Annotated in this window: 16 protein-coding genes; 2 read left to right on the plus strand and 14 right to left on the minus strand. The window is 34.2% G+C overall.

All coding sequences use genetic code 11. The features are described 5' to 3' along the window. Positions 1-131: 131 nt before the first annotated feature. Positions 132-2,915, minus strand: a complete 2,784-nt coding sequence (locus LCF45_RS18270; RefSeq protein ID WP_078203099.1) for a dynamin family protein — start codon at positions 2,913-2,915, stop codon at positions 132-134. Positions 2,916-3,400: 485 nt separating this feature from the next. Between LCF45_RS18270 and LCF45_RS18275 the strand changes: the two genes are divergently transcribed. Then, the gene (locus tag LCF45_RS18275) at positions 3,401-3,586 is read left to right on the plus strand and encodes a hypothetical protein (RefSeq protein WP_000461142.1); all 186 of its coding nucleotides are present in this window, start codon (positions 3,401-3,403) and stop codon (positions 3,584-3,586) included. Between the two features lie 454 nt (positions 3,587-4,040). Here LCF45_RS18275 and LCF45_RS18280 read toward each other — a convergent pair whose 3' ends face one another. Further along, the gene (locus LCF45_RS18280) at positions 4,041-6,059 is read right to left on the minus strand and encodes a pentapeptide repeat-containing protein (RefSeq protein WP_016120675.1); all 2,019 of its coding nucleotides are present in this window, start codon (positions 6,057-6,059) and stop codon (positions 4,041-4,043) included. 444 nt (positions 6,060-6,503) lie between these two features. Between LCF45_RS18280 and LCF45_RS18285 the strand changes: the two genes are divergently transcribed. Further along, positions 6,504-7,472: an SHOCT domain-containing protein gene (locus LCF45_RS18285; RefSeq protein WP_002167758.1), complete on the plus strand. Its 969-nt coding sequence runs from the start codon at positions 6,504-6,506 to the stop codon at positions 7,470-7,472. 73 nt (positions 7,473-7,545) lie between these two features. Here the strand turns inward: LCF45_RS18285 and mutL are convergent, their stop codons facing one another. The 12 genes from mutL to recA all read right to left on the minus strand — a co-directional run bounded on the left by mutL (position 7,546) and on the right by recA (position 23,704). Continuing rightward, entirely contained in the window at positions 7,546-9,489 is a 1,944-nt protein-coding gene (mutL, locus tag LCF45_RS18290; protein WP_002167757.1) for a DNA mismatch repair endonuclease MutL, read from the minus strand. A gap of 8 nt (positions 9,490-9,497) precedes the next feature. Further along, positions 9,498-12,170 carry a DNA mismatch repair protein MutS gene (gene mutS, locus LCF45_RS18295; RefSeq protein ID WP_263893101.1) on the minus strand — a complete coding sequence of 891 codons (2,673 nt, stop codon included), beginning with the start codon at positions 12,168-12,170 and terminating at the stop codon, positions 9,498-9,500. A gap of 180 nt (positions 12,171-12,350) precedes the next feature. Then, entirely contained in the window at positions 12,351-12,893 is a 543-nt protein-coding gene (gene cotE, locus LCF45_RS18300) for an outer spore coat protein CotE (RefSeq protein WP_002014610.1), read from the minus strand. A gap of 128 nt (positions 12,894-13,021) precedes the next feature. Further along, positions 13,022-13,453, minus strand: a complete 432-nt coding sequence (locus tag LCF45_RS18305; RefSeq protein ID WP_002033698.1) for a YlbF/YmcA family competence regulator — start codon at positions 13,451-13,453, stop codon at positions 13,022-13,024. Positions 13,454-13,456: 3 nt separating this feature from the next. Beyond that, positions 13,457-14,986 (minus strand): tRNA (N6-isopentenyl adenosine(37)-C2)-methylthiotransferase MiaB, encoded by a 1,530-nt coding sequence (gene miaB, locus LCF45_RS18310; RefSeq protein ID WP_002128700.1) that lies wholly within the window; start codon positions 14,984-14,986, stop codon positions 13,457-13,459. Positions 14,987-15,418: 432 nt separating this feature from the next. Next, positions 15,419-16,285, minus strand: coding sequence for a 2-oxoacid:ferredoxin oxidoreductase subunit beta (locus LCF45_RS18315; RefSeq protein ID WP_002088040.1), 867 nt, complete (start codon positions 16,283-16,285; stop codon positions 15,419-15,421). Next, complete coding sequence (locus LCF45_RS18320; RefSeq protein WP_002014603.1) at positions 16,272-18,029, minus strand: 2-oxoacid:acceptor oxidoreductase subunit alpha; 1,758 nt, start codon at positions 18,027-18,029, stop codon at positions 16,272-16,274. The genes LCF45_RS18315 and LCF45_RS18320 overlap by 14 nt, the downstream gene beginning before the upstream one ends. Before the next feature lie 227 nt (positions 18,030-18,256). After that, complete coding sequence (locus LCF45_RS18325) at positions 18,257-19,180, minus strand: dipeptidase (protein ID WP_002128703.1); 924 nt, start codon at positions 19,178-19,180, stop codon at positions 18,257-18,259. 59 nt (positions 19,181-19,239) lie between these two features. Beyond that, complete coding sequence (gene spoVS, locus LCF45_RS18330) at positions 19,240-19,500, minus strand: stage V sporulation protein SpoVS (protein WP_000404341.1); 261 nt, start codon at positions 19,498-19,500, stop codon at positions 19,240-19,242. A gap of 149 nt (positions 19,501-19,649) precedes the next feature. Continuing rightward, entirely contained in the window at positions 19,650-20,444 is a 795-nt protein-coding gene (locus LCF45_RS18335) for a TIGR00282 family metallophosphoesterase (protein ID WP_002014601.1), read from the minus strand. A gap of 179 nt (positions 20,445-20,623) precedes the next feature. Beyond that, positions 20,624-22,189, minus strand: a complete 1,566-nt coding sequence (rny, locus tag LCF45_RS18340) for a ribonuclease Y (protein WP_002014600.1) — start codon at positions 22,187-22,189, stop codon at positions 20,624-20,626. Positions 22,190-22,672: 483 nt separating this feature from the next. Continuing rightward, on the minus strand, positions 22,673-23,704 hold the full coding sequence (gene recA / locus LCF45_RS18345) for a recombinase RecA (protein WP_002014599.1): 1,032 nt from the start codon (positions 23,702-23,704) through the stop codon (positions 22,673-22,675). Positions 23,705-23,770 lie beyond the last annotated feature (66 nt).

Raw genomic sequence — 23,770 nt, forward strand, 5'->3', positions numbered from 1 at the left:
CTTTTCCCTATTACTTCTCTTATAACACATGATGCAATCTGCTATTAAAAAGAACGTACATATTATACAGATGTAAACAAAAAACAACTCCAAAATCAACTTTTATTGTATATTTTGGAGTTACTTTACGTTTATTCTATGATTGTTTCTAAAGGTAAATCTGTATAGGAATTATCCTCACCTATATTCAAGATTACTTCACATTGACGTAATCTCAATTCAAAGAGCGTTATAGGATCATGATAAACTTCAGGGTTTGATTCCATTTTATGCAGTTTATCTTGTTTTTCTTTTATTTCTAAATGAGTGTTTTTTACAGCTTGTTCCAACGAGCCAAATGGATTTCTAAAGAACATATTAATATCCCGCTCTTGTGTGTTTTCAAATAGCTCAAACTGCAAGAAAAATTTCTTCATAATAGAAGCCGTTACATCGGTATAATCTTCATTTTCTAAATACTGTTTGTATTTGTTATATAGCATAGCTTTATTTTTAGGAAGAACTCCAAATAATTTACCGGCACTTTTCAGTAAAAATTGTGCTGGCGTAAATCGGCGTAAAATATTTACTTCTTCCATTTGTATTCTAGTTGTCATTCTATCAGTATCTCTTCGCCAGTCATCAATTACTTTAAAGTCACATTCTAACTGTATTCGATTTTCTCCAAATAAAGAATTAAGTCCTTCACTGGTTTCTGCTAAGTACAATTGACTTTGAAGGAGCTCGTTATTAGAAGTCGCAATCCAATTTTGCATAGAGCGAGCAAGATTAGGTAATACAGTTTGTTCTAGATATTGTTGCACCCTTTCATTCATCGCTGTATTTAGTTCAATATCAATGTGCCCAAAATCACTTTCTTCACTAATTAAATCGGAACAACTCTGCAATAGTTTCGGAATATGTTCTGTAAGATCATTAGTAATTTCGTTTTTCATTGTACGATATGCTTCTGTAATTAAATGAATTTTTTCCTTCTCAAAAGCAGTAAGGTTATTAATACAAGCATTTAGTTTAACTAACATATCTTCATTCCAATTAATAGAATCCACTAGATTATTTTCCCTCTCGACACGTTTATCCAAAAGATATGTAATTGTTTTTCGAATGAAAAACAATAGCTTTTCAGTACGTTCTACATCGATATTTTTATGGTTAAAGTTAAAATGAATAAACTCAGTTAAATCGTTTAGTTGTTTACTATTTGTATATAACGAAGAATAAGGGAAAACTCTTGCATTAGGGAAATATGTATTTATTCTCACTTGCGTATCTTGTATAACTCTTTTTGCTTCTGCTTCATTGTAAATGTTATCGATTTTATTTAATAAGAAATGAACTTGTAGATTTGGTGTATGTTCTTGGATACTTAATAGAATGTCACGTTCTTTGTCAGTAAAAGGTGAATCCGTATTCAATACGAATAATAATTCATCTACAGAGTTTAAATATTCAAATACCTCATCTCTCGCGTCATTGTTCCTATTAAAGCTAGGTGTAACAACGAATGTAAGTTTATTTTTACTTAAAAACCTGCATGGTAATTTAAATTCAACACACGCTCTATCTCTATATGTTTGACGATGCACTGCCATCATGTTATGGAAATCAGAGAAATTCTCAGTTGTTGTAATTTCCGAATCTGTTATAGCGTTAATTTCTGTATAAGCGTCATTTTTAAAAACAACTACATTTGAGATTGAGTTTTCTAATATATTTTCTCCTAAAATAGAGTTAATAAATGAAGCTTTTCCGTTCCCTGAAGTTCCAGTTACTAATAGGCGATTTGTTCTTAAATCTGCAAGCTCACCAACTAACCAGCTAAATCGGTTACCCATTTCTAAATCATGTTCTTGTGCCCAGTGTGTAATAGATTCAAAAAGATGTAAACTATACTCTAAGCCATTCACATGATTAATAGAATATGACAGTAGGTCTTCTGCATCTTTTATATCCGCTGAATCTATTTTAGAAGGAAAAATCTCATCCCATGCCAATACTGCTGCAGATGGAAATACAGCATGAGAGGGATTAACTACCTTTAACCAATTTGTTAACAGGTTTGGAATGATATCGTGTAATTGTCTAAGCATATATTGACCTTGAATTAATTCAAAGTATGTTTCTTCGTAAAGAGAAGAAATTTCGTCCCATATATCGGACGAATGTATTTCGATATGTATGAAAAATTCATTTATTGTGTTGAGCCATAATAAGTAATTTTGTTCATCTTTATAGCTGTGCCAAAGTGATGAAACAATTTGCGTAAATTGTACTTGATCTACATTATTTAATGTAACTAATACTTTATAAAAATAGTCTGGTGAAATATTTTTAGTAAATCCTTTATCGATATATTCTTTTAGAACCTCAAACCACGGATAAGATTCTGTTCGAATTAACTCGTTCACAGCAAGCTCTACTGCACTATCAAAATCTTGCTGTTCTTCATAAAAGGAACGGGCAATTGTTGTGACGTTTGGATAATCGGGATTTAAAGAAACCGCTTCTTTTATAACAGCGAAAGCTGAATCAAAATTATTTTGCTCGATGTAAAGAGACAGTAATTGCAGTACAATTTCGGTCATAAGTATTTTGTTATCAGTAGTAATGGAAGTATACACATTTTCAGCAACTGATAATTGGTTAAGTTCGAAGTAAGCATCCGCAATATTTTTTTGTGCCCATGGTGCTAGTTCATTACTAACTTTCTCCCATTTAAAAATAGCTGCTTCAAAATCTTGATGGTGATAATAAAATTCACCTTGTGCAAAACGAATATAAGATCCATCAGAAATCTCATTTTTTTCTTCGTTTACATAAGCTTCTCCAAGTACTTGAAGAGGTGGGTGTGTTTCATTCTCCATTAGGAATGTTTCATAATACATCTTTTTTATTAATTGTTTTTCTAATCTCATCTTTTCCCCCACTATATCTCGAAAATACATTTTTGAGATATGTCAATACTTTTTTGTATGTATGCTTTTTATCTTAACAAAGAATTCCTTTTAGAAAATTTCATTTTCCTTTCATTTTTCAAGTAAGATTGAATTTTTATGAGAAAAGTTTCAGTTTTTTTTCAATTCCCTTTCAGTTGTGAAACAACATTAAATGTTCCTAATAACCTAATAACACTATAATATTCCACATTATATTATCAGGAAAACTATATATATATTACATTATAAAAACAATCTATAACGAATATATATGCAAGATTCCCTTCGCTAATAAATAAAAGAAATCATTATAATATATTTCTCACATTGTTTTCCTTTGAAATATTTCAGTAGTTACGTAATTAAATTCCATTAACCTATATAAATAACTAGTCCAAAAAAAATCTATATGCATATCATGTTATAGTAAAGAATTCAGGAAATCCTAAAAAGGAGGCATTTTCATGTTTGAAGATAAATCTAAAATAAATTACCCATATGAATTTACCGAAACTACAACAGTCCCTCTAAAAAACCCCATCAATAAAACTTTCAAAAACGGCTCTGGTACACATAACTTCCCAATTAAAAAGCATTATAAAGAGCAGGTTTTATATACTGAAAAAATTAATAATAATAAAAATAAATAACCTTATACACTTTTATAACAATTAATCAAATAAGAATCTATATTAGACCTTGCATAGTTATAGGTAATATATAAATCTTTCTTATACAACTCATGTACTTTTAAAAAGTGCTGATATACAGCGCTTTTTTATACATAGATAAATTGAAGTTACCTTTGCCTAGAATTAAATTATTTAACATAATAAATTTAATTCTAAGCAAAGTACACTGTAATCAAATTTGAATGGCACAATGAAGGATTTCAAAAACTTTATGATTACTATTTTAACAATCCAGAATCTACATAATAAAAAAGAAAAAAACTAATTACTGTCATGCCCAGTTAAAATTAATTAAATGATAATTACTAATTCAATTAATTTTCCACCCTAAAAACCTCTATCCCATTTAACATGCATTAAATTAGTGCTCTCAGAGTATTAATTTAATATTAAAAATCCTTTGATATTAAATTCAAGAACGTTTTACATTAATATCTTTATTATTAACATATACGCTTAAACGACCCTCAATATTAGTTAAAGTTAAGTCTGAAAAGCTGAAATCAGAATCCTGGATGATTGAATCTAAAAAATCAACTCCTGTTAAATCGCAATAACGTAAGCAGGCATTACAGATTTTAGCTTCTACTATTTCTGAAAAAACCAGAATAGATTCACTTAAATTGGAATTTACAACTTTGGCATATTTTAAATTTATATTCGATAAATCCATTTTTGATAAATTAGCAAAACTTAAATTAGCTCTAATAAGCTTAGTACCTTTCATTTTAGATTTAGTTAAATCCAAAGTAGTAAAGTTAGTATCAGCTAATAAAGCATTAGTAAAATCGCACTCTAGTGAATAAGTATCATCTAAATATATATTTGAGAAATCCACTTTGGATAAATTGGCATTAGTGAAAATCGCCCCTTTTAGGTTAGCTCCTTTAAAATTAACATTGGATAAGTTAGCATTTGAAAAGTTCACACCCTCAAGGTTAGCCCCGCTGAAATTTGCATTAGTAAAATCCGAATTTGAACAGTCTCCCCCCTTAAAATTACATTTAATAAATTGTGAGTTTATACACACTGATTGTTGTAACAAGCCAGTCATTGTTGAATAAGAAAAATCTGAGTCAGTAAGATCACAGTTTTCAATTTTAATATTTTCAAAACTACCATATGCTATCACAATTTTTTTTAACATCGAATCTAAAATATAACAATTTTCAAATATCACATGCGATAAATCAGATTTATATATTTTAATTCCTTCTAATCTAGAAAAATTTCCAAATGTTACATTATGCATGTTAGATTCTTCAATTTTCACTTTTTCTAAAATAGCATTCTCAAATATAGCATCTGAAAAATCAGATTCCTTTATGGTTAGCTGCTTTAGTACCGCATTAGAAAATGACGCACCCCTTAAATTTACTGATTTCATATTTGAATTTAAAATTTGACAATCATCAAATTCCGAATTAACAAACTGTGTATAATCTAAATCACATGAATCTATATAACATTCAGAGAAGTCTGTTGTGCCTAAATTCATACCTTGCAAACTAATTTTATTAAACTCAGAAAAACTTAAATCTAAAAAATCATTATTATTTATTGTACTGGAATGTAGAGAAAAATTTTTAAAATCATACTTTTCCTTCCCTATTTTAAACCTTTTTCTGCACAATTGAGCTAATTGTGGCAGTAAAAAAAGTAAAGCACTTGTAACATTACTTTCCATTTCTAGTTTTTTAGATATATTTTCAGGATATTTATTAAAGTATTCACCAATTACTTTTGAACTATGTGTATTAATGAAAACCCTTGGAAGATGGAATGAATAATAAAAATCCAATAAATTTTCATAAATAATCGCTAGTTTAACAGGGAGAATTTCATCCATTAAATTTTCAATAAAAGTTCTGATTTCCCAACTAATATTCAATCTACCGAAACTTTCATAAAAAACTTCAGCGATTGCATCCATGCTCATATCGTTAATACTTAAACTATGTAAAGCCTCAATAACAGCTTCCGCAGCTAAAAATTCATAAAAACTCTTGTGTACAAATTCAAATACGATATGACCATGATTATCTTGTTCTTTAGAAGGTCTCATGTAATTTAATACAATAAATGTATTTGTCAGTAAATGCTCTTTTCTACCTATCTCATTTATTTCTAATTTATTAAAATGGCAGTCAGGCATAAGCTTCCTTTTAATTATATCCGTATCTGTTATGTGAAAACTTCCTTTATTATACATTGATAACGCTATATTTCTATTCAATTTCCGCTTAATTTCCGCGAGTTCTTTAATTGTAAATACTCTTCGCAAAAGATTAAAATCATCATTTTTAATGAATTTACTGGTTGCACAAGTCCAATCAAGTAACTTTTGATAAAATTGCCATTTTTTCAGCTCAAATATATCGTTTATTAATTCCCCTTCATCTTCTAGCATTGTACAAAACATATATAACATTAACGGAACACTTAATAAAGAGCTAGTTGAGTGATTATAAGCAAGTATATCTTGTATATTTTTCTCAGATATTTTTTTGTAACACTGCCATTTGTATAACCACTCTTCTGTTTTGTATACAGAGAACTCTTTAAGATTTATTATATGAGAGCCAAGTGGTATAAACTTGTTTAAATCGGCAAAAGCAGTTGTTCTGCCTGTAACAACTATATCTATGTTGTTATATTTTTTGTTAAAATCAATTAAATTACTTAAAAAATCTCCTAATCTTCCTTCTGTTAATAAATGTTAATAAAAAACTACAAAGATGTATCGAAATAAATATAATTGATTCAGAACACATAAATGAAATAGAAATATTAAAGGAACACACATTATAAAATGTTTAAAAACAAATAATTTGATATAATAATATTAAAATCCACAGTGTAAAAAGGAGACTAAGTGACTTTGATAGAGAATCAATTACTAGATTTTTATAAAAGCAAACTAACCAGTTGGAATTTGATTTATAAGCCTATCGCGGTACAGTATAGAATATCTAAAAGTATTTTCACTATAATTACTTTATTTTTTATAGCATTTTACTTATATAGTTTATTTTCAGGCAATAACAATACAACATTAACCGCCCCAGTTACATACCTAATAATATACTGTTTAATTGTTATTATCCTTTTCCAGCTTTTCAAAAAAATAGTGATTTATCCAGCCCAAGAACAAGCTTTGAAAAAGTATAAAATTAATGTGAAAAGCCCTTATTGGAATGAATCGATTAGTTTAATAATTAAATCTTTTTTAATTCAAAACAACATATTAAATGGAGATCCAAAAACAGATGAAAAAACATTAGACTTTTTAATAGACATTTTTCATAAACGAATTGAACACCTTGAAAAAAAAGGATGGGCTACTATCCTTTCAACCTATGGTGGATTATCTTTGTTATTTATCATTCCTGCTTGGACAGCACTCAATCAATGGATTAATAATCCTACTAATAAAATATTTAATGACGTTTCTCAAGCAATAGGCTATTTTTTAGGAATTAGTTCTCTTATACTAATAATTATATTTTTCATTTGGGCACCTATCCGTCAAGGGGTTTTAGAAGAAATGTTTTCTTCCCAATTAAAGGACACCCGACACCTTACACAGGCCCTAGAGAATATAAGACTTGCAATACACACTCCAGCATATTATCAAAAAATCGAATCCAAAATTATGCAACCACAGATAATAGATTCAATTATCCAAGAATATATGACTGACAGTCAGGAACAAACAAATATTTCCCCTCTTCCTAACAACATGTTTGTCGCAGATGAAATTGAAAAATTAGCGATTTTAAAAGATAAAAAAATCATTACAGATGAAGAATTTACTAAACAAAAAGAAAAGCTCTTAAACTAAATGCAAACAAAAAAAGAAGCGATGTATTTCATCGCTTCTTTTTTATTAAATCATATCCAAAATCATAGTATACCTACATAACCCTCTTAAACATCTTCTCCAACTCATAAGTAGAATGATGCACCAGAATCGGTCTTCCATGCGGACATGTATATGGGTTTGTTGTTGTCCGAAGTTCTTCAAGTAAAGCAAATATTTGATCGTTCGTTAAATATTGATTTGCTTTAATAGATGCTTTACAGCTCATCATGATGGCTGCTTCTTCACGTAACTTTTTAATATCCACTTTTTTTAGTTTGACGACTTGCTCCATCATCTCATCAATGATTTCTGTTTCTTGTCCTTTCGGGAACCACGTTGGATGCGAACGAACGATAAAGGATTGATGACCAAACTGCTCTAAAAATAGTCCGACTTTTTTTAGTTCTTCTAACTGCTCTTCGACACGTAAAAATTCGGTAAGAGATAAATCTATGCGGTACGGTACAAGTAATTCTTGTACTTCTTGCGTAACTCGTCCCACTTTATCACGGAAATATTCATAATTGATGCGCTCCTGCGCAGCATGCTGATCAATCATATATAGCCCGTTATCATTTTGAGCGAAAATATATGTTCCGTGCATCTGTCCAATTGGATAAAGTGGTGGTAAATCGTTACCGTTCATTTCAATCTCTTTTATTTCGTGAACTTCTTCTTCCAATTCCTCTAATTCAAAATCGTCATCGTTGCTAGTCCATTCCTTTTCCTCTCGAACCGTTTGTTCTATTACCGGCTTAGAGGATGGCTGCCAGCTTTGCTCTTCTCTTACTAGTGACTGTGGTGGTTGCCATTCTTGCTTCGGCGGTTGCCACAGTTGTGCTGGTTGTTTTACAGTCGTTGTTTCTTCTTGTTTCTCATCCATTCCTGTTGGTAAAACGATGTTAGGCATAGATGATTCTCTCGGTTTTGTATGCTCAAACTTGAACTGTTCTTGCACACTTTCATCTTTTTCTTTTTTCCTCGTTGTTACACCAGCATCTGGAATGAGTTGTATTTTTTTGAATGCAGCTTGCAATGTTTCTTCGATAAGCTTTAGCAATTCTTGTTCTTTACTAAAGCGTACTTCTAATTTTGCTGGATGTACGTTGACATCAACAAGCATTGGATCCATTTCAATTGATAAGAAGCCGATTGGGTATCGTCCGATTGGCAATAACGTATGATATCCTTGCTGAATGGCTTTCATTAATACGAAATTTCGAACGTAACGGCCATTTACAATCGTTGACATATAGTTACGCGACGCTCTCGTTACTTCTGGTAATGTTACATATCCTTTAATTGTAAAGTCTAGAGATTCAGCTTCAATCGGAATAAGCTTCTTCGCAACTTGAATGCTGTAAATCGATGCAAGTACTTGTCTTACATCACCATTCCCTGATGTATGAAGCAATTTCTTTTCATTATGAAACAGTTTTAACGATACTTCTGGATGAGACATTGCAATACGATACACGATATCTGTAATGTTCCCAAGCTCTGTATGAATAGTTTTCATATATTTAAGACGCGCTGGTGTATTAAAAAATAAGTTTTGTACAGTAATATCTGTTCCTTTTCGGCTTGCCGTTTTCTCTTGTTTTATAATGTCTCCACCTTTAATACTAAGGTGTGTACCAGGCGCATCACCTGTGCTCGTAATTAATTCTAATTCACTCACTGAGGCAATACTCGGCAGGGCCTCTCCGCGGAAACCGAGCGTTCTTATACGAAATAAATCATTTTCATCTTTAATTTTACTCGTTGCGTGTCGTTCAAATGCAACGATACAATCTTCTTCAGCAATACCATCTCCATTATCAATGATGCGAATCTTCGATAATCCAGCTTCTTCTAAGTGGATTTCAATAGATGTACTATTCGCATCGATGGAATTTTCCACGAGTTCTTTTACAACTGAGGCCGGGCGCTCTACTACTTCCCCTGCCGCAATTAAGTTAGAGAGTTGATCATCGAGTTTGCGAATTTTCCCCATCTACTTACTCATCCTTTCTTTAACTTTTTCTGTAAACGATACAGTTCATTCATCGCTTCTAAAGGCGTCATATCGAGTAAATCAATCTTTTTAATTTGTGCAAGTACTGCCGTTTCTTTTGGATTTAGCACAGGCTTGTCTTGATTTTTCGAAGACTGTTCTCCTCCAAAGAAAGATAGTTGTGAATCTTCTTCAGTCTCTTCTTTCTTTTCTTGTATTTCTGCTGGTTCTTCTTTTACAACAACTGGTTCTGGAGCGACTTCTGGCACTTTCACTTCTACTCGTTTCGGAATAACAATTTCTTCCTGTCCTTCTAGTTGTGCTAACACTTCTTTCGCGCGAGCGATTAAGCTCTCTGGAAGCTCGGCAAGTTGAGCAACGTGAATTCCGTAACTTTTATCAGCCGCTCCATCTTGAATTTTATGAAGGAAAACTACTTTTCCATTCTCTTCAATTGCTGAAACATGTACATTCTTTAGTTGGTCTAAACTTTCTTCTAACACTGTTAATTCATGATAATGTGTAGAGAATAATGTTTTCGCACCAATTTGGTCATGAATATGTTCAATGATTGCTTGCGCAAGTGCCATACCATCATACGTGGATGTACCGCGTCCAATTTCATCGAATAAAATTAAACTTCTCTCTGATGCATTTGCAATTGCATTTTTCGCTTCTAACATTTCAACCATAAATGTACTTTGACCTGAGATTAAATCATCCGCTGCACCAATTCTCGTAAAGATTTGATCGAAGACAGGTAATACTGCTTCTGTCGCTGGTACAAAACAACCAATTTGTGACATAACAGTAACAAGTGCTAATTGTCTCATATACGTACTTTTACCAGACATGTTCGGTCCTGTAATTAAAAAGACATCCATCTTCTCCGGCATAATACAATCATTCGGTACATACAATTTCCCGTTCAATACTTTTTCAACGACAGGATGACGACCATCTTTAATAAAGATTTCGCGCTTATTTGTTAAAACAGGTTTTACAAACTGCTCTTCTTCACTAACTGTCGCAAAGCTTTGCAGTACGTCTAGTTCACTAATTACTTTCGCTAAATGCTGTAATTTCGGAATGAATACTTTTACTTCTTCGCGAAGTGCTGTAAATAAATCGTATTCTAATTGTACAATTTTCTCTTCTGCTTCTAAGATTAATGTTTCTTTTTCTTTTAGCTCATCTGTTATGAAACGCTCTGCATTTGCAAGTGTTTGTTTACGCTCATAGCGCCCTTCTGGAAGTGCTGCAAGATTAGCCTTCGTCACTTCAATATAGTAGCCGAAAATACGGTTGTACCCAATTTTTAATGATTTAACCCCTGTAATATCACGCTCTTGTTTTTCAAGCTCAGCAATCCACGTTTTTCCGTTTTTACTAACGTAACGATATTGATCAAGCTTATCATTATAGCCATCTTTAATAATATCTCCATCTTTAATAGAAAGCGGTGGGTTTTCTTGAATACTTCTTCCTAGTAATTCAGTTAAGCTCTCACATGGATCTGCACCTTGAATTAACCTTGCTGCATAAGCATTATCTAAAAGACTAATCGCTTCTAAAATAGCTGGTACTTGCAGTAAAGAACGTCTTAATTGTAATAAGTCCCGTGCATTTACATTACCAAATGCAACTTTCCCTGCTAAACGCTCTAAATCATATACTTCTTTTAACTTTTCTTTTAAATCTTCACGTAAGAAGTAATCATTTACAAACGTTTCAACCATTTCTAAACGCTCTTCAACTTTTTCTTTCTGGATAAGCGGACGTTCCATCCACTGTTTTAACATACGCCCACCCATAGCCGTTTTTGTTTTGTCTAATAGCCATAATAATGAGCCTGTCTTTTCCTTCGTGCGAAGAGTCTCTGTTAACTCTAAATTACGTTTTGAATGCACATCAATTTTCATAAATTGATTCGTGTAATAAATTTCTACTGGTTGCAAGTGATCTAACGAACGTTTTTGTGTTCTTATCACATAGTTAAATAAGCGTCCAATTGCTTTAATTAATTTTGCTTGGGAAACACTTTTCACAAGATGTTCTAATCCTTCTGGAATAGTTGTTGCATCTTCATACGAAATCGTCATTTTTAATGTTTCAGTTAACTTATTTAATTCATCTTTTGAAAATGTAGAATCTACAACAATTTCTTTTGAACCAGTCGCATACACTTCTAATAAAATATCTTCTACTGAACCAGTTAATAACGTCACTGTATTTTGTCCAGTCGTTAAGTCATTACAAGCTAGCGCATAAGATCCATCTTCGAAATGTGTTAATGCTGCTAAGAAGTTATTCTCCTTCTCGTCTATTGTACGCCCTTCCATCATCGTTCCTGGCGTAATTAGTTGTACTACTTCACGACGTACTACACCTTTAGCTGTTTTTGGGTCTTCCACTTGCTCACAAACAGCTACTTTATATCCTTTTTCAACAAGTTGTTCAATATAATTTTTAGCTGCATGATGCGGTACACCACACATCGGTATACGTTCACTACTACCACCATCTCGGCTCGTTAATGTAATTTCAAGTTCATGAGCTGCTTTAACCGCATCTTCAAAGAACATTTCATAAAAATCACCTAATCGGAAAAATAAAAAGGCATCTTGATAGTCTGCCTTAACCTTTAAGTATTGCTGTATCATAGGCGTATATTGCGTCATGTCTTTCCTCCATAATTCTTACATAATAATCTATATTCATATATGTCACAATTCACGGACATCCATATCTCCTATTCCAGGAGTCTCTCCTCATTATAGCACATTTCATAAGGAATCATGTTCATGCAGAACCACTTATGTACTGTAAAAAGCTAGGAAGAACTTCTCCCTAGCCTTCTCTTACTCTTCTTCTGCATCGACGATAAAGTTCGGATCTAATTCTTCAAACTCATCATCATCGACTTGGAAATCCTCGTCTGATTCTACGCAACCTTCAGGATTTACACTTACACAAATTTTCGTTTCCCCAACTACTTCTGTTACAAATTCACGTTCTACCGTCACAACAATTTTATTACCATTTGGCGATACAAGAGCTTCTAAACAATTTGGCGGCTGAATTACACGAGCAATAATTTCTAAATCGTCACCAGAGAAGTTTTTATCACGATACCCAATACTTACTTCATCATTGTAGTTAACACGTTCTGTTACAACTTCAGTCTTTGTGTTTCCATCAAATGAATACCAAGTGTTTACATCATAGAAACCTTCAATTTCCACATGTTTTCCATTCTTTCTCGCTTCGTACGAATGGTTAATTACCCAGCACCCTAAAATACTTGTTGGCTCATTATTCGATTCACATGTATGCGTTGACTTTGTATACTTACGTCCTTTTCCAACCACTGCTTTTGTAATAATCTCTCTAAATTCGGACATTCGTAACCCTCCTCAATCACTATTCACTTAATCATATGCGTGACAATAGCGGAATGTGTCATTCTTTTTTTTGAGAAGAATTTCCGATATAACCCACTAAAAAAAAGAGATGTCAATAAGACATCTCTTTAACAACCACAATTTCCTTTTTTACTTTCTACTGCTGCACCAGTTTCGCCCTTCAACACATCGCCGCCAGTTGAAACTAATATTTCATCTGTTACATTGTTAGAAATGGTACTAGCAACTAGCTGTAGTAAGTCATTTACATATGTTTGTGAAGATTTAAACTCCTGTACAACTGGGATATTATCTAACTTATCTTGAAGTGCATCAATTTCAGCTTCTACTTTTTTCAAAGCTTCCCATTTCCCATAATGTTGCAAGTTTACTGCTTGTTTTTGCAAAGCTTTTATTTCATCAATTGCTCGCTTTACATTTTCATTTTTATGAATTTGTGCTTCTGCTCGCTTAAAGAAATCGACTTCTTCTGTTTCAGAGATCATTTTTGCTAATTCTTTCGCTTGCTCAACAATTTCATCTTTCGTATATACTTTCATCTATTATTTCACCTCAATCGGCTCCTTAACCAATTCCCCGTTAAGAGACCAAGTTTTTGCTTCCGTTATTTTTACTTTCACAAGCTGACCAATTAAAGATTTTGAAGCAACAAAGTTTACAAGTTTATTCGTACGTGTATATCCCGCAAGTACTTCAGGATTATTCTTACTTTCTCCCTCAACTAATACTTCTACAATTTGACCTATATAACACTTATTCTTATTAACTGCATATTCATTCACTAGTGTATTTAAGCGTTGTAATCGCTCTTTCTTCACTTCCATCGGAACATTATCTTGCATTTTTGCAGCTGGTGTACCTTCACGCGGAGAATAAATAAATGTAAATGCCGTATCAAATCCTACTTCACGATATAACGACATCGTCTCTTCAAACTGCTCATCCGTTTCATTTGGGAAACCAACGATAATATCAGTCGTTAGCACTGCATTCGGAATTGTTTCTTTAATTTTTCGTACAAGCTCTAAATAGTGTTCTCGCGAATATTTACGCGCCATAATTTTAAGCATATCTGTACTACCAGATTGAACCGGTAAGTGGATATGTTCTACTAGGTTACCACCTTTTCCAAGAACATCAATTAAATGATTGTCAAAATCACGTGGATGACTTGTTGTAAAACGAATACGCGCGATATCGATTTTACGAAGTTCATCCATTAAATCGCCAAGACCATATTGTATATCTTCAAAGTCTTTACCGTATGCGTTTACGTTTTGTCCAAGTAACGTAATTTCTTTATAACCGTTCGCAGCTAAATGGCGAATTTCTTTAATAATATCTTCTGGACGTCTGCTGCGCTCTTTTCCGCGTGTATACGGTACAATACAATATGTACAAAACTTATCACAGCCATACATAATATTTACCCAAGCTTTAATATCACCACGACGTACTTTCGGAAGGTTTTCAATTACATCCCCTTCTTTTGACCAAACTTCAACTACCGTCTCTTTTGAGAACATTGCGTCCTTTAGAATATACGGTAATCTATGAATATTGTGTGTACCAAACACCATATCTACATGCTGATTTTTTTGCATAATTTTATTTACAACAGATTCCTCTTGAGACATACAACCACATACACCAATTATAAGATCCGGATTTCTTCGCTTTAATGATTTTAAATGACCAAGTTCACCGAACACTTTATTTTCAGCATTTTCACGAATTGCACAAGTATTTAATAAAATTACATCTGCCTCTTCAGTTGAAAAGGTTGGCTCATATCCAAGTGTTGTAAAAATCCCAGCCATTACTTCTGTATCATGCTCATTCATTTGACAGCCATATGTACGAATGTAAAACTTTCTTCCTGCGCCAAAATTGCGAAACTCTTCAGGTAGGCCAAAATCTCTTTCAATTTTAACTTCTTCTTTCCCACGCTTTTTCGCCAATTTCAAGGAAGGTGGTTGGTATACACTTTCAAAGTATTTACTATAATCTTTCTCTTCTTTTTTCGTAGAGGAATTTGCTTGTCGACTTGCTAATCGTTGTTGCTCGTTCATCGGTAATCTCCTTTCACCCTTAACTATACACACACTCTGTAGTCCATTTTAATGCGCTTAGACCCATCTCAATGATGTTGATAGCATGAGAGATAACTTGCCCTTTGAAACTTGAGTAATCGATCTAATCATCCGTAAGAATGAAGTCTTCCCCACACAAATAGACATTCCCTTTTTTTTATTTCATCTTGTCCTACCCAAAAGTATATTGCTTTATCCCTATACACATTATCATAGTATAGAGCCTTTAGCCAACTTTAACGAAGAAGGCTTCTTATCCTATATTTCATTTCACAGTTAATGAACATGCTATTTTTATACAACGATTTATATATTATTTTATCATTCTGAATTTTCTAAGTAAACAAATCTATTAATTATTTTTATTCACTCAAAAAGAAGGTTACCAAGCGGCAACCTTCTCTCCGATCATTACATAAATTCAGCAACAAGCTCATCAAACATTTTCTGATCCATATTCAAATCAGCTTGCACTAAAGGTTTTTCACTATAGTCTTTTACAAGCTCTTGGTAAGAAGGCTGCTTTGTGTTTTGATAAATTAAACCTGTTACTAACCCGTTCTTTTCCATTAATGTTTGCATAGCCATCATGCGGTTAGATGGATCATATCCTTCTACTGTACTTAGTTTCGTTAAATTCTCTTTAAACCAATCATAAGTATTTACTTTATTATAAGTAACACATGGACTAAATACATTAATTAATGAAAAGCCTTTATGGTTAATACCAGCTTCAATAATTTGCGTTAATTCTTTTAAATCACTTGAAAAGCTTTGCGCCACAAATGTCGCACCAGCTGTTAAAGCCATTTCCATAACATTTAGTGATGGTTCAATTGAACCTTGTGGTGTACTTTTCGTTTTAAATCCAGCTTCACTACGTGGTGAAGTTTGACCTTTTGTTAATCCGTAAATTTGGTTATCCATTACGATGTACGTAATATCAATGTTACGACGAATAGAATGGATTGTATGTCCCATACCAATCGCAAAACCATCACCGTCACCACCGGATGCAATAACTGTTAAATCACGATTTGCCATTTTCACACCTTGTGCAATTGGAAGAGCACGTCCGTGAATACTATGCAAACCATATGAATTAATATACCCTGAAATACGACCGGAACAGCCGATACCAGAAATAACAGCTAGCTCATCTGGATTTAAACCAACGTTAGCTGCCGCACGCTGAATCGCAGCCTGCACCGAGAAGTCTCCGCAACCTGGGCACCAGTTTGGTTTTACACTGTTACGAAAGTCCTTAAATGTTGCCATTTAATACAACCCCTTTTTTACATTCGTTGTAAATCTCTTTCGGCAAGAATGGATTTCCATCGTATTTTAAAAGACTAGAAATTTTCTCGCCATTGCCAAGATTCATTTTCATAATGTTAGCAAGCTGACCAGTTGCATTGTTTTCTACTACTACAACACGCTTCGCTTTTTTCACAAGTGGATCGATTTCAGCTGTTGGGAACGGATGAATTAAACGTACATGGGCATGGTTTACTTTCATTCCTTCTTGTTCTAAACGCTGCATTGCCTCTTCGATCGCACCACGAGTTGAGTTAAAGCCTACTAACAATACGTCTGCGTCATCATGCTTAGCATTTTTGTAAATAGGGGTATTAAACTGTAAATTCGCCATTTTACGGAAACGTTTGTCCATTTGATCTTTACGATTTAACGCTGATTCAGATGGTTTACCCGTTTCATCATGTTCTACACCTGTAACATGGTGAATACCATTTTTCATACCAGGTAAAACACGTGGTGAAATTCCATCTTCTGTTACTTCATAACGCTTGAAGTATGCTTTATTTTCACGTTCTGGTAATTCTACTTCTAAATCAAGCTTACCACGACGAATTTCCACTTTATCTAACTTAAGTGGTTCTACTGTTTGCTTTCCTAAAGAAAGCTGTAAATCTGTTAAGAAAATAACAGGCACTTGATATTCTTCTGCTAAGTTAAACGCTTCTACAATATCATAGAAAGCTTCTTCAACTGTACTTGGCGCCATTACGATTTTTGGAATTTCACCATGTGTTCCGTAAATCATAGCCATTAAGTCAGACTGCTCTTGTTTTGTTGGTAAGCCCGTACTTGGACCACCGCGTTGTGTATCAATGATAACTAGCGGTGTTTCAGTAATACCTGCTAAACCAATTGCTTCCATCATTAAAGAAAGACCAGGACCAGCAGATGCTGTTAATGTACGAACACCAGCGTAGTTTGCACCGATCGCCATTGTACAAGCTGCGATTTCATCCTCAGTTTGGATTACTGTTCCGCCGACTTTCGGTAACTTTTTAATTAAATATTCCATAATTTCAGATGCAGGTGTGATTGGATATGCAGACATAAAGCGAGCGCCACCAGTTACCGCACCAAATGCGATTGCGTCGTTTCCAATCATAAACATGCGTTTCTTACCGTCAGCTTTTTCAAGCTGCATCATGTTTACTTTCTCACCAAGCAATTCTTTCATGTATTGAGAGCCGCGTTTAATTGCTTCCATATTCTTTTGAACGACTTGCTCTCCTTTACGACCAAAGATTTCTTCAACAACCTCTAAATAAGCTGTTTCGTCTAATCCTAATACCGCACTAGATGCCCCAACAGCAACCATATTTTTCATTAAAGATGTGCCTAATTCTGAAGCGATATCTGTAAACGGTATCACATATAGATTTACATCTGTATTATCAGGTATTGTCGGATTAAATTTCGCATCCGCAACTACAATTCCGCCCGGACGTAGTTCGTGGAAGTTAAAATCAATTGTTTCTTGATCAAAAGCAATTAAAATATCTAAATCATCTGAGATCGCGCGTACTTCTGTTGTACTTACACGAATTTTATTATTTGTATGGCCGCCTTTAATACGTGATGAGAAGTGGCGGTAACCGTATAGGTAATATCCTAATCGGTTTAATGCAATACAGAAGATTTCCCCTGTACTTTCAATTCCTTCACCTTGTTGGCCTCCAACTTTCCATGAAAGTTGACTAATCATCTCCTACACCCCTTTTGGCTGCATTCATTGTAGTGTATTTTTTTACAGTATTAGTTTAGCATTTTTTATGCAAATAAACTACAATGGACGCAAATTATGCCTCTTCTGTTTTCCCTGAATCTTTAGTATAATGCTATTTCGTTTACCATTCTAGTATTAGGTCTTAAAAAAATCAATAAATTCAAGTGAATTTATTTTAACTCTTCCGAATTATTAAAATATAATTTTTAGAACGTTATACAGTCAACAAAATTTTTATACAAAAATCGCTCTACAGTTGATTCATTATACTTTTTACACAGTTGATTAATTATATTTTCATAATCCCTATATACTTCTACACCTACAACAGTTTCTAAAATCCCATCAAAATCAGAACCGAATCCTATATTTTTTTCTCCACCTAATGAACAAATATATTCCACATGCCTTAATATATCTGCTATATTCGCTTGTCTTTCATTCGTTAAAAACTGCGGTACGAAAGTAATACCAATAATGCTATTTTTCTTTATAAGGGCTCTTATTTGTTCATCGGTTAAATTGCGTGGATGCCCACAAAGTTGATAACAGTTTGAATGAGATGCAATTGGGTTTTTAGCAATTTCAATAACATCCCAAAAGCTTCTTTCATTTAAGTGAGACACATCGGTCCATAAATGTAACGTATTAAGTTCTTGTACAACTTGTCTACCAAATGTAGTTAAACCTGCTCCACGTGCCTCTAGCGCTCCATCAGCTAACAGATTGGCATAGTTCCATGTCAATCCAAAGGAACGTACACCTAAGCGATAAAACAAACGTAATTTCATCGCTTCTTTTCCAATTGCTTCGCATCCTTCTAATGTTAATAATGCTCCAATCTCGTCCTGTTTTAGCATGTTAATATCGTTTTTTGTCTGAATAAACTTCATTCCTGGTAGCGATAGAATTTCATTATGAAAAATATCTATCATTTGCAGCGCAACTTCAAAACGCTTTTCATACGCTACTGTTTCTGGTATATATATAGCAAAGCATTGTATACTTCCTTTTCTTTTCATTAATTGTTCAAATGTAATATGTAATTGTGAATCGTTTTGAAAGTCTTTTTTTCCCTTTGCACTCCATAACTGAAAGAGTACATCGCAATGTGCATCAAAAATTTTCATTTTCATTCCTCCATTACAAAAACAACCTGTTTGCATACATGCAAACAGGTTGTTTCAACTTAACGAGGTTCTACAATTAATTTTATCGCTGTACGCTCTTCACCATCAATCATAATATCTGTAAACGCTGGGATACAAATCAAGTCCAAACCGCTAGGCGCTACAAATCCTCTTGCAATTGCTACTGCCTTTACCGCTTGGTTTAATGCACCTGCACCAATAGCTTGAATTTCTGCTGTTCCGCGTTCGCGAATAACACCTGCAAGTGCACCAGCTACAGAATTAGGGACCGACGTTGCTTTAACTTTTAATATTTCCATTCCGCGTTTCCTCCTCGTTTCTATAAAAAGTAATAGCAATTATTTCACTTTAACTTATATTCACGAGGAATGGCACGTATTCCTGCTAAATTTCTGTAATTTTTCTAAAAAATTAAAATATAACGAATTCTCTAACTTTTTGTTAAAAATCAGTCAAAAAATGGCTGGTCATCATTAATTAAAATGCGCTCAATTTTCTTTGCTTTCCCTGTATTAGGATCCACATCAATTAACACTGCACTTAATTGTGTTCTACCATTCGTCACTTCAAAACGCACTGGTAAGTTCGTTAAAAACTTCTTCAATACCGCTTCGCGATCCATACCTAAAATCCCATCATATGGGCCTGTCATACCAACATCTGTAATATAAGCTGTTCCGCTTGGTAAAATACGATTATCAGCTGTAGGAACGTGTGTATGTGTACCTACTACCGCTGTAGCACGACCGTCTACATACCAACCTAACGCCTGCTTCTCACTTGTTGTTTCAGCATGAAAATCAACAAAGATAATGTTTGTACGTTTTTTTGCAATACTGATTAACTCATCCACTTTACGGAATGGACAATCAATTGGAGGAAGGAAAGTACGTCCTTGTAAGTTAATAACTGCAACTTCTGTTCCATTACAATTTACAAAGATAAGCCCTTTTCCCGGCGTTCCTTCTGGGAAGTTAGCTGGTCTTGCAAGATATTTTGCATCATCGATAAATTCAAATACTTCACGGTTATCCCAAGCGTGGTTTCCAAGCGTAACCGCTTGTGCCCCGCACTCTAAAAAGTTTCGATATATTTTTTCCGTAATTCCACGTCCACCCGCAGCATTTTCTCCATTAATAATTGTTACTGTCGGTGTATATTTCTTCTTTAATGCCGGTACGTACTGTTGAATCATGTCTCTACCAGGAGATCCTACTACATCCCCAACAAATAATATTCTCATATGTCTTACCCTTTCTATGTACTACATTTTTTATTACCATACTATAACCTTAAAGCTATTTCCTTACAACAGTTACAATTTATCTATTATAAGTTTCTTTCACTTGCATACTGCTCATAAATAATTTTCTTTATTTTACCCAATTCCAACACAAAAAAATAAAGTGGTGTTTCACCACTTTATTTTGCGTATTCCACTGCACGTGTTTCACGAATAACAGTTACTTTAATATGTCCTGGATAATCCAGTTCATTTTCAATACGTTTTCGAATATCACGAGCTAAACGATGAGCTTCTAAATCATCAATTGTATCTGGTTTTACCAGAATACGAACTTCACGTCCTGCTTGAATTGCGAAAGATTTTTCTACGCCTTCATAAGACTCTGAAATTTCTTCTAACTTTTCAAGACGACGAATGTAATTCTCAAGCGTTTCACTACGAGCTCCCGGTCTTGCAGCTGATAATGCATCTGCTGCAGCAACTAGAACTGCAATGATAGAAGTTGGTTCTGTGTCACCATGGTGAGATGCGATACTGTTTATTACAACAGGATGCTCTTTATATTTCGTTGCGAGTTCAACACCAATTTCAACGTGGCTACCTTCTACTTCATGATCGATTGCTTTTCCGATATCATGTAATAGACCAGCACGTCTTGCTAGTTTTTCATCCTCACCAAGCTCCGCTGCCATAAGTCCAGTTAAGTATGCAACTTCCATAGAGTGTTTTAAGACGTTTTGTCCGTAACTTGTACGGTATTTTAAACGACCTAAAATTTTAATTAAATCTGGATGTAAGCCATGAACACCCACTTCAAACGTTGTTTGCTCTCCGACTTCACGAATATACTCGTCCACTTCACGTCTTGATTTTTCGACCATCTCTTCAATACGCGCTGGGTGAATACGTCCGTCCTGTACTAGTTTATCAAGAGCGATACGAGCTGTTTCACGACGAATCGGGTCAAATCCTGATAGAATTACAGCTTCTGGTGTATCATCGATAATAAGGTCAATACCTGTTAACGTTTCTAACGTACGAATGTTACGACCTTCACGTCCGATAATACGTCCCTTCATTTCGTCATTTGGAAGATTTACAACCGAAACGGTTGTTTCAGCAACATGATCAGCTGCACATCTTTGCATTGCAAGAGATAAAATCTCTTTTGCCTTCTTATCCGCTTCTTCTTTCGCGCGAACTTCACTTTCTTTTACCATAACGGCAATTTCATGAGAAACTTCACTTTCCACTTTACCAAGAATAATTGCTTTCGCTTGTTCGCGGGTCAGATTGGAAATGCGCTCTAATTCTGTTTGTTGCTTTTGAACTAACTCTCCCACTTTGCTTTCCAACTCTTCAATCTGTTGTTGTTTCGCTACAAGAGATTCCTCTTTCTTTTCTAACTGTCGCTCGCGGTTATCGAGCGTTTCGTCTTTACGATCAAGGTTCTCTTCTTTTTGCATTAAACGATTTTCTTGTTTTTGTAATTCGCTTCTACGGTCACGAATTTCTAATTCAGCTTCTGTACGAAGTGTATGAATTTCATCCTTTGCTTCTAAAAGCGCTTCTTTCTTAAGTGCTTCAGCATCACGATTCGCTTCGTCTAGAATACGTTTTGCTTCATTAGCTGCACCATTAATCTTCGCTTCAGCAATAGACTTTCGAACAAAAAAGCCAACAACTGCACCGACTGTTGCAAGCAAAATGGAGATGAGTATCCAAACTGTACTACTACTCATGATTTCACCTCCCCTTGCTATGAATGAAAAAAGACTGTCGGCATGTACATTGAATTACAACGTACAGCAAAGACCGTCGTCCCGCTTTTTTAAGGGACTTTCTTCATTTCACAATTAAAATGTCATATTATTATTTCGGCAAGATTTAAGTCTTACTCCGAATATTACTTCTCTTCTTGAGAAGAGTATATCGTATATAAGAAAAAATATACATTCTCATTGTATCTATCGCAATTTTCATTGTCAAGCGTTGTCTACTTTTACTTTCTTTACCTTCAGCCCTGAATCTTATATGGATTAAAAAAACAGACGGCATATTATCCTGGAAAACCTTAGAAAATCCCAATTCATTCACTTAAAATATATGAATATTCCCCTTTACACATAGCCTTTTGGATAGAATAAATATTTTATCTCCAGCTATATACAACGCTTTCATAGTGGATTAAAAAATAAAAGACACGGGACCGTGTCTTTTATTTTTTAATCTTGACGAGTTGAATCTTCCGTGTCTTCAACACCAGAGTTTTCACCAATTCCGTGATGTTCACGAACAAAGAAGGCAATTTCTTCTCTTAAATCCGTATTCTCTTTTAAGAATTGCTTCGAATTTTCACGACCTTGTCCTAAGCGTTCTTCATTATAAGAGTACCAAGCACCGCTCTTTTGAACGATATCAAGTTCAGAAGCCATATCTAAGATTTCACCTTCTCTTGAAATACCTTCTCCGTACATAATATCAACTTCAGCAACACGGAATGGCGGTGCTACTTTATTTTTAACTACTTTTACTTTCGTTTTATTACCAACAATATCGTTACCTTGCTTTAACTGCTCAGCACGACGTACTTCAAGACGGACAGTTGAATAGAATTTCAACGCACGACCACCTGGAGTTGTTTCTGGGTTCCCGAACATAACCCCAACTTTTTCACGAATTTGGTTGATAAAGATTGCGATTGTTTTTGATTTGTTGATTGCACCTGAAAGTTTACGAAGTGCTTGTGACATTAAACGTGCTTGTAAACCAACGTGAGAGTCACCCATGTCCCCTTCGATCTCAGCTTTCGGTACAAGAGCTGCCACAGAGTCAATTACGATAATATCAACCGCTCCACTTCGTACAAGTGCTTCTGCGATTTCTAGTCCTTGCTCCCCTGTATCAGGCTGTGATAATAGTAATTCATCTATGTTAACACCTAATTTTTGTGCATATACAGGATCCATTGCATGCTCCGCATCAATGAACGCTGCTTGTCCACCTTGACGCTGTACTTCCGCGATTGCGTGTAATGAAACTGTTGTTTTACCTGAACTTTCAGGTCCATAAATTTCAATAACACGGCCACGTGGGTATCCGCCTACCCCTAGTGCCACATCAAGTGCTAAAGAACCACTTGAAATTGTAGAAATTCTACGCTCCGCTTGTTCTCCTAATTTCATAATTGAACCTTTACCGAATTGCTTCTCTATTTGTTTTAACGCCATATCTAATGCCGCTTGACGATCGCTCATTCAAAATTCCTCCTTAACTAAATTGCTAATCTTATTATACCTATTTTCAATTCAATTTGCCAACAA

Source organism: Bacillus sp. 41-22, from assembly GCF_025809295.1.
Taxonomy (GTDB): Bacteria; Bacillota; Bacilli; order Bacillales; family Bacillaceae_G; genus Bacillus_A; species Bacillus_A mycoides.

Excerpts from the sequence above, each read along its gene's own strand:
- mutS (WP_263893101.1), bottom strand. The coding sequence starts at position 12,170 with ATGACGCAATATACGCCTATGATACAGCAATACTTAAAGGTTAAGGCA.
- LCF45_RS18305 (WP_002033698.1), bottom strand. The coding sequence starts at position 13,453 with ATGAAAGTATATACGAAAGATGAAATTGTTGAGCAAGCGAAAGAATTA.
- LCF45_RS18275 (WP_000461142.1), top strand. The coding sequence starts at position 3,401 with ATGTTTGAAGATAAATCTAAAATAAATTACCCATATGAATTTACCGAA.
- spoVS (WP_000404341.1), bottom strand. The coding sequence starts at position 19,500 with ATGGAAATATTAAAAGTTAAAGCAACGTCGGTCCCTAATTCTGTAGCT.
- cotE (WP_002014610.1), bottom strand. The coding sequence starts at position 12,893 with ATGTCCGAATTTAGAGAGATTATTACAAAAGCAGTGGTTGGAAAAGGA.
- LCF45_RS18270 (WP_078203099.1), bottom strand. The coding sequence starts at position 2,915 with ATGAGATTAGAAAAACAATTAATAAAAAAGATGTATTATGAAACATTC.
- rny (WP_002014600.1), bottom strand. The coding sequence starts at position 22,189 with ATGAGTAGTAGTACAGTTTGGATACTCATCTCCATTTTGCTTGCAACA.
- miaB (WP_002128700.1), bottom strand. The coding sequence starts at position 14,986 with ATGAACGAGCAACAACGATTAGCAAGTCGACAAGCAAATTCCTCTACG.
- recA (WP_002014599.1), bottom strand. The coding sequence starts at position 23,704 with ATGAGCGATCGTCAAGCGGCATTAGATATGGCGTTAAAACAAATAGAG.
- LCF45_RS18315 (WP_002088040.1), bottom strand. The coding sequence starts at position 16,285 with ATGGCAACATTTAAGGACTTTCGTAACAGTGTAAAACCAAACTGGTGC.
- LCF45_RS18320 (WP_002014603.1), bottom strand. The coding sequence starts at position 18,029 with ATGATTAGTCAACTTTCATGGAAAGTTGGAGGCCAACAAGGTGAAGGA.
- mutL (WP_002167757.1), bottom strand. The coding sequence starts at position 9,489 with ATGGGGAAAATTCGCAAACTCGATGATCAACTCTCTAACTTAATTGCG.
- LCF45_RS18280 (WP_016120675.1), bottom strand. The coding sequence starts at position 6,059 with ATGTTATATATGTTTTGTACAATGCTAGAAGATGAAGGGGAATTAATA.
- LCF45_RS18325 (WP_002128703.1), bottom strand. The coding sequence starts at position 19,180 with ATGAAAATTTTTGATGCACATTGCGATGTACTCTTTCAGTTATGGAGT.
- LCF45_RS18335 (WP_002014601.1), bottom strand. The coding sequence starts at position 20,444 with ATGAGAATATTATTTGTTGGGGATGTAGTAGGATCTCCTGGTAGAGAC.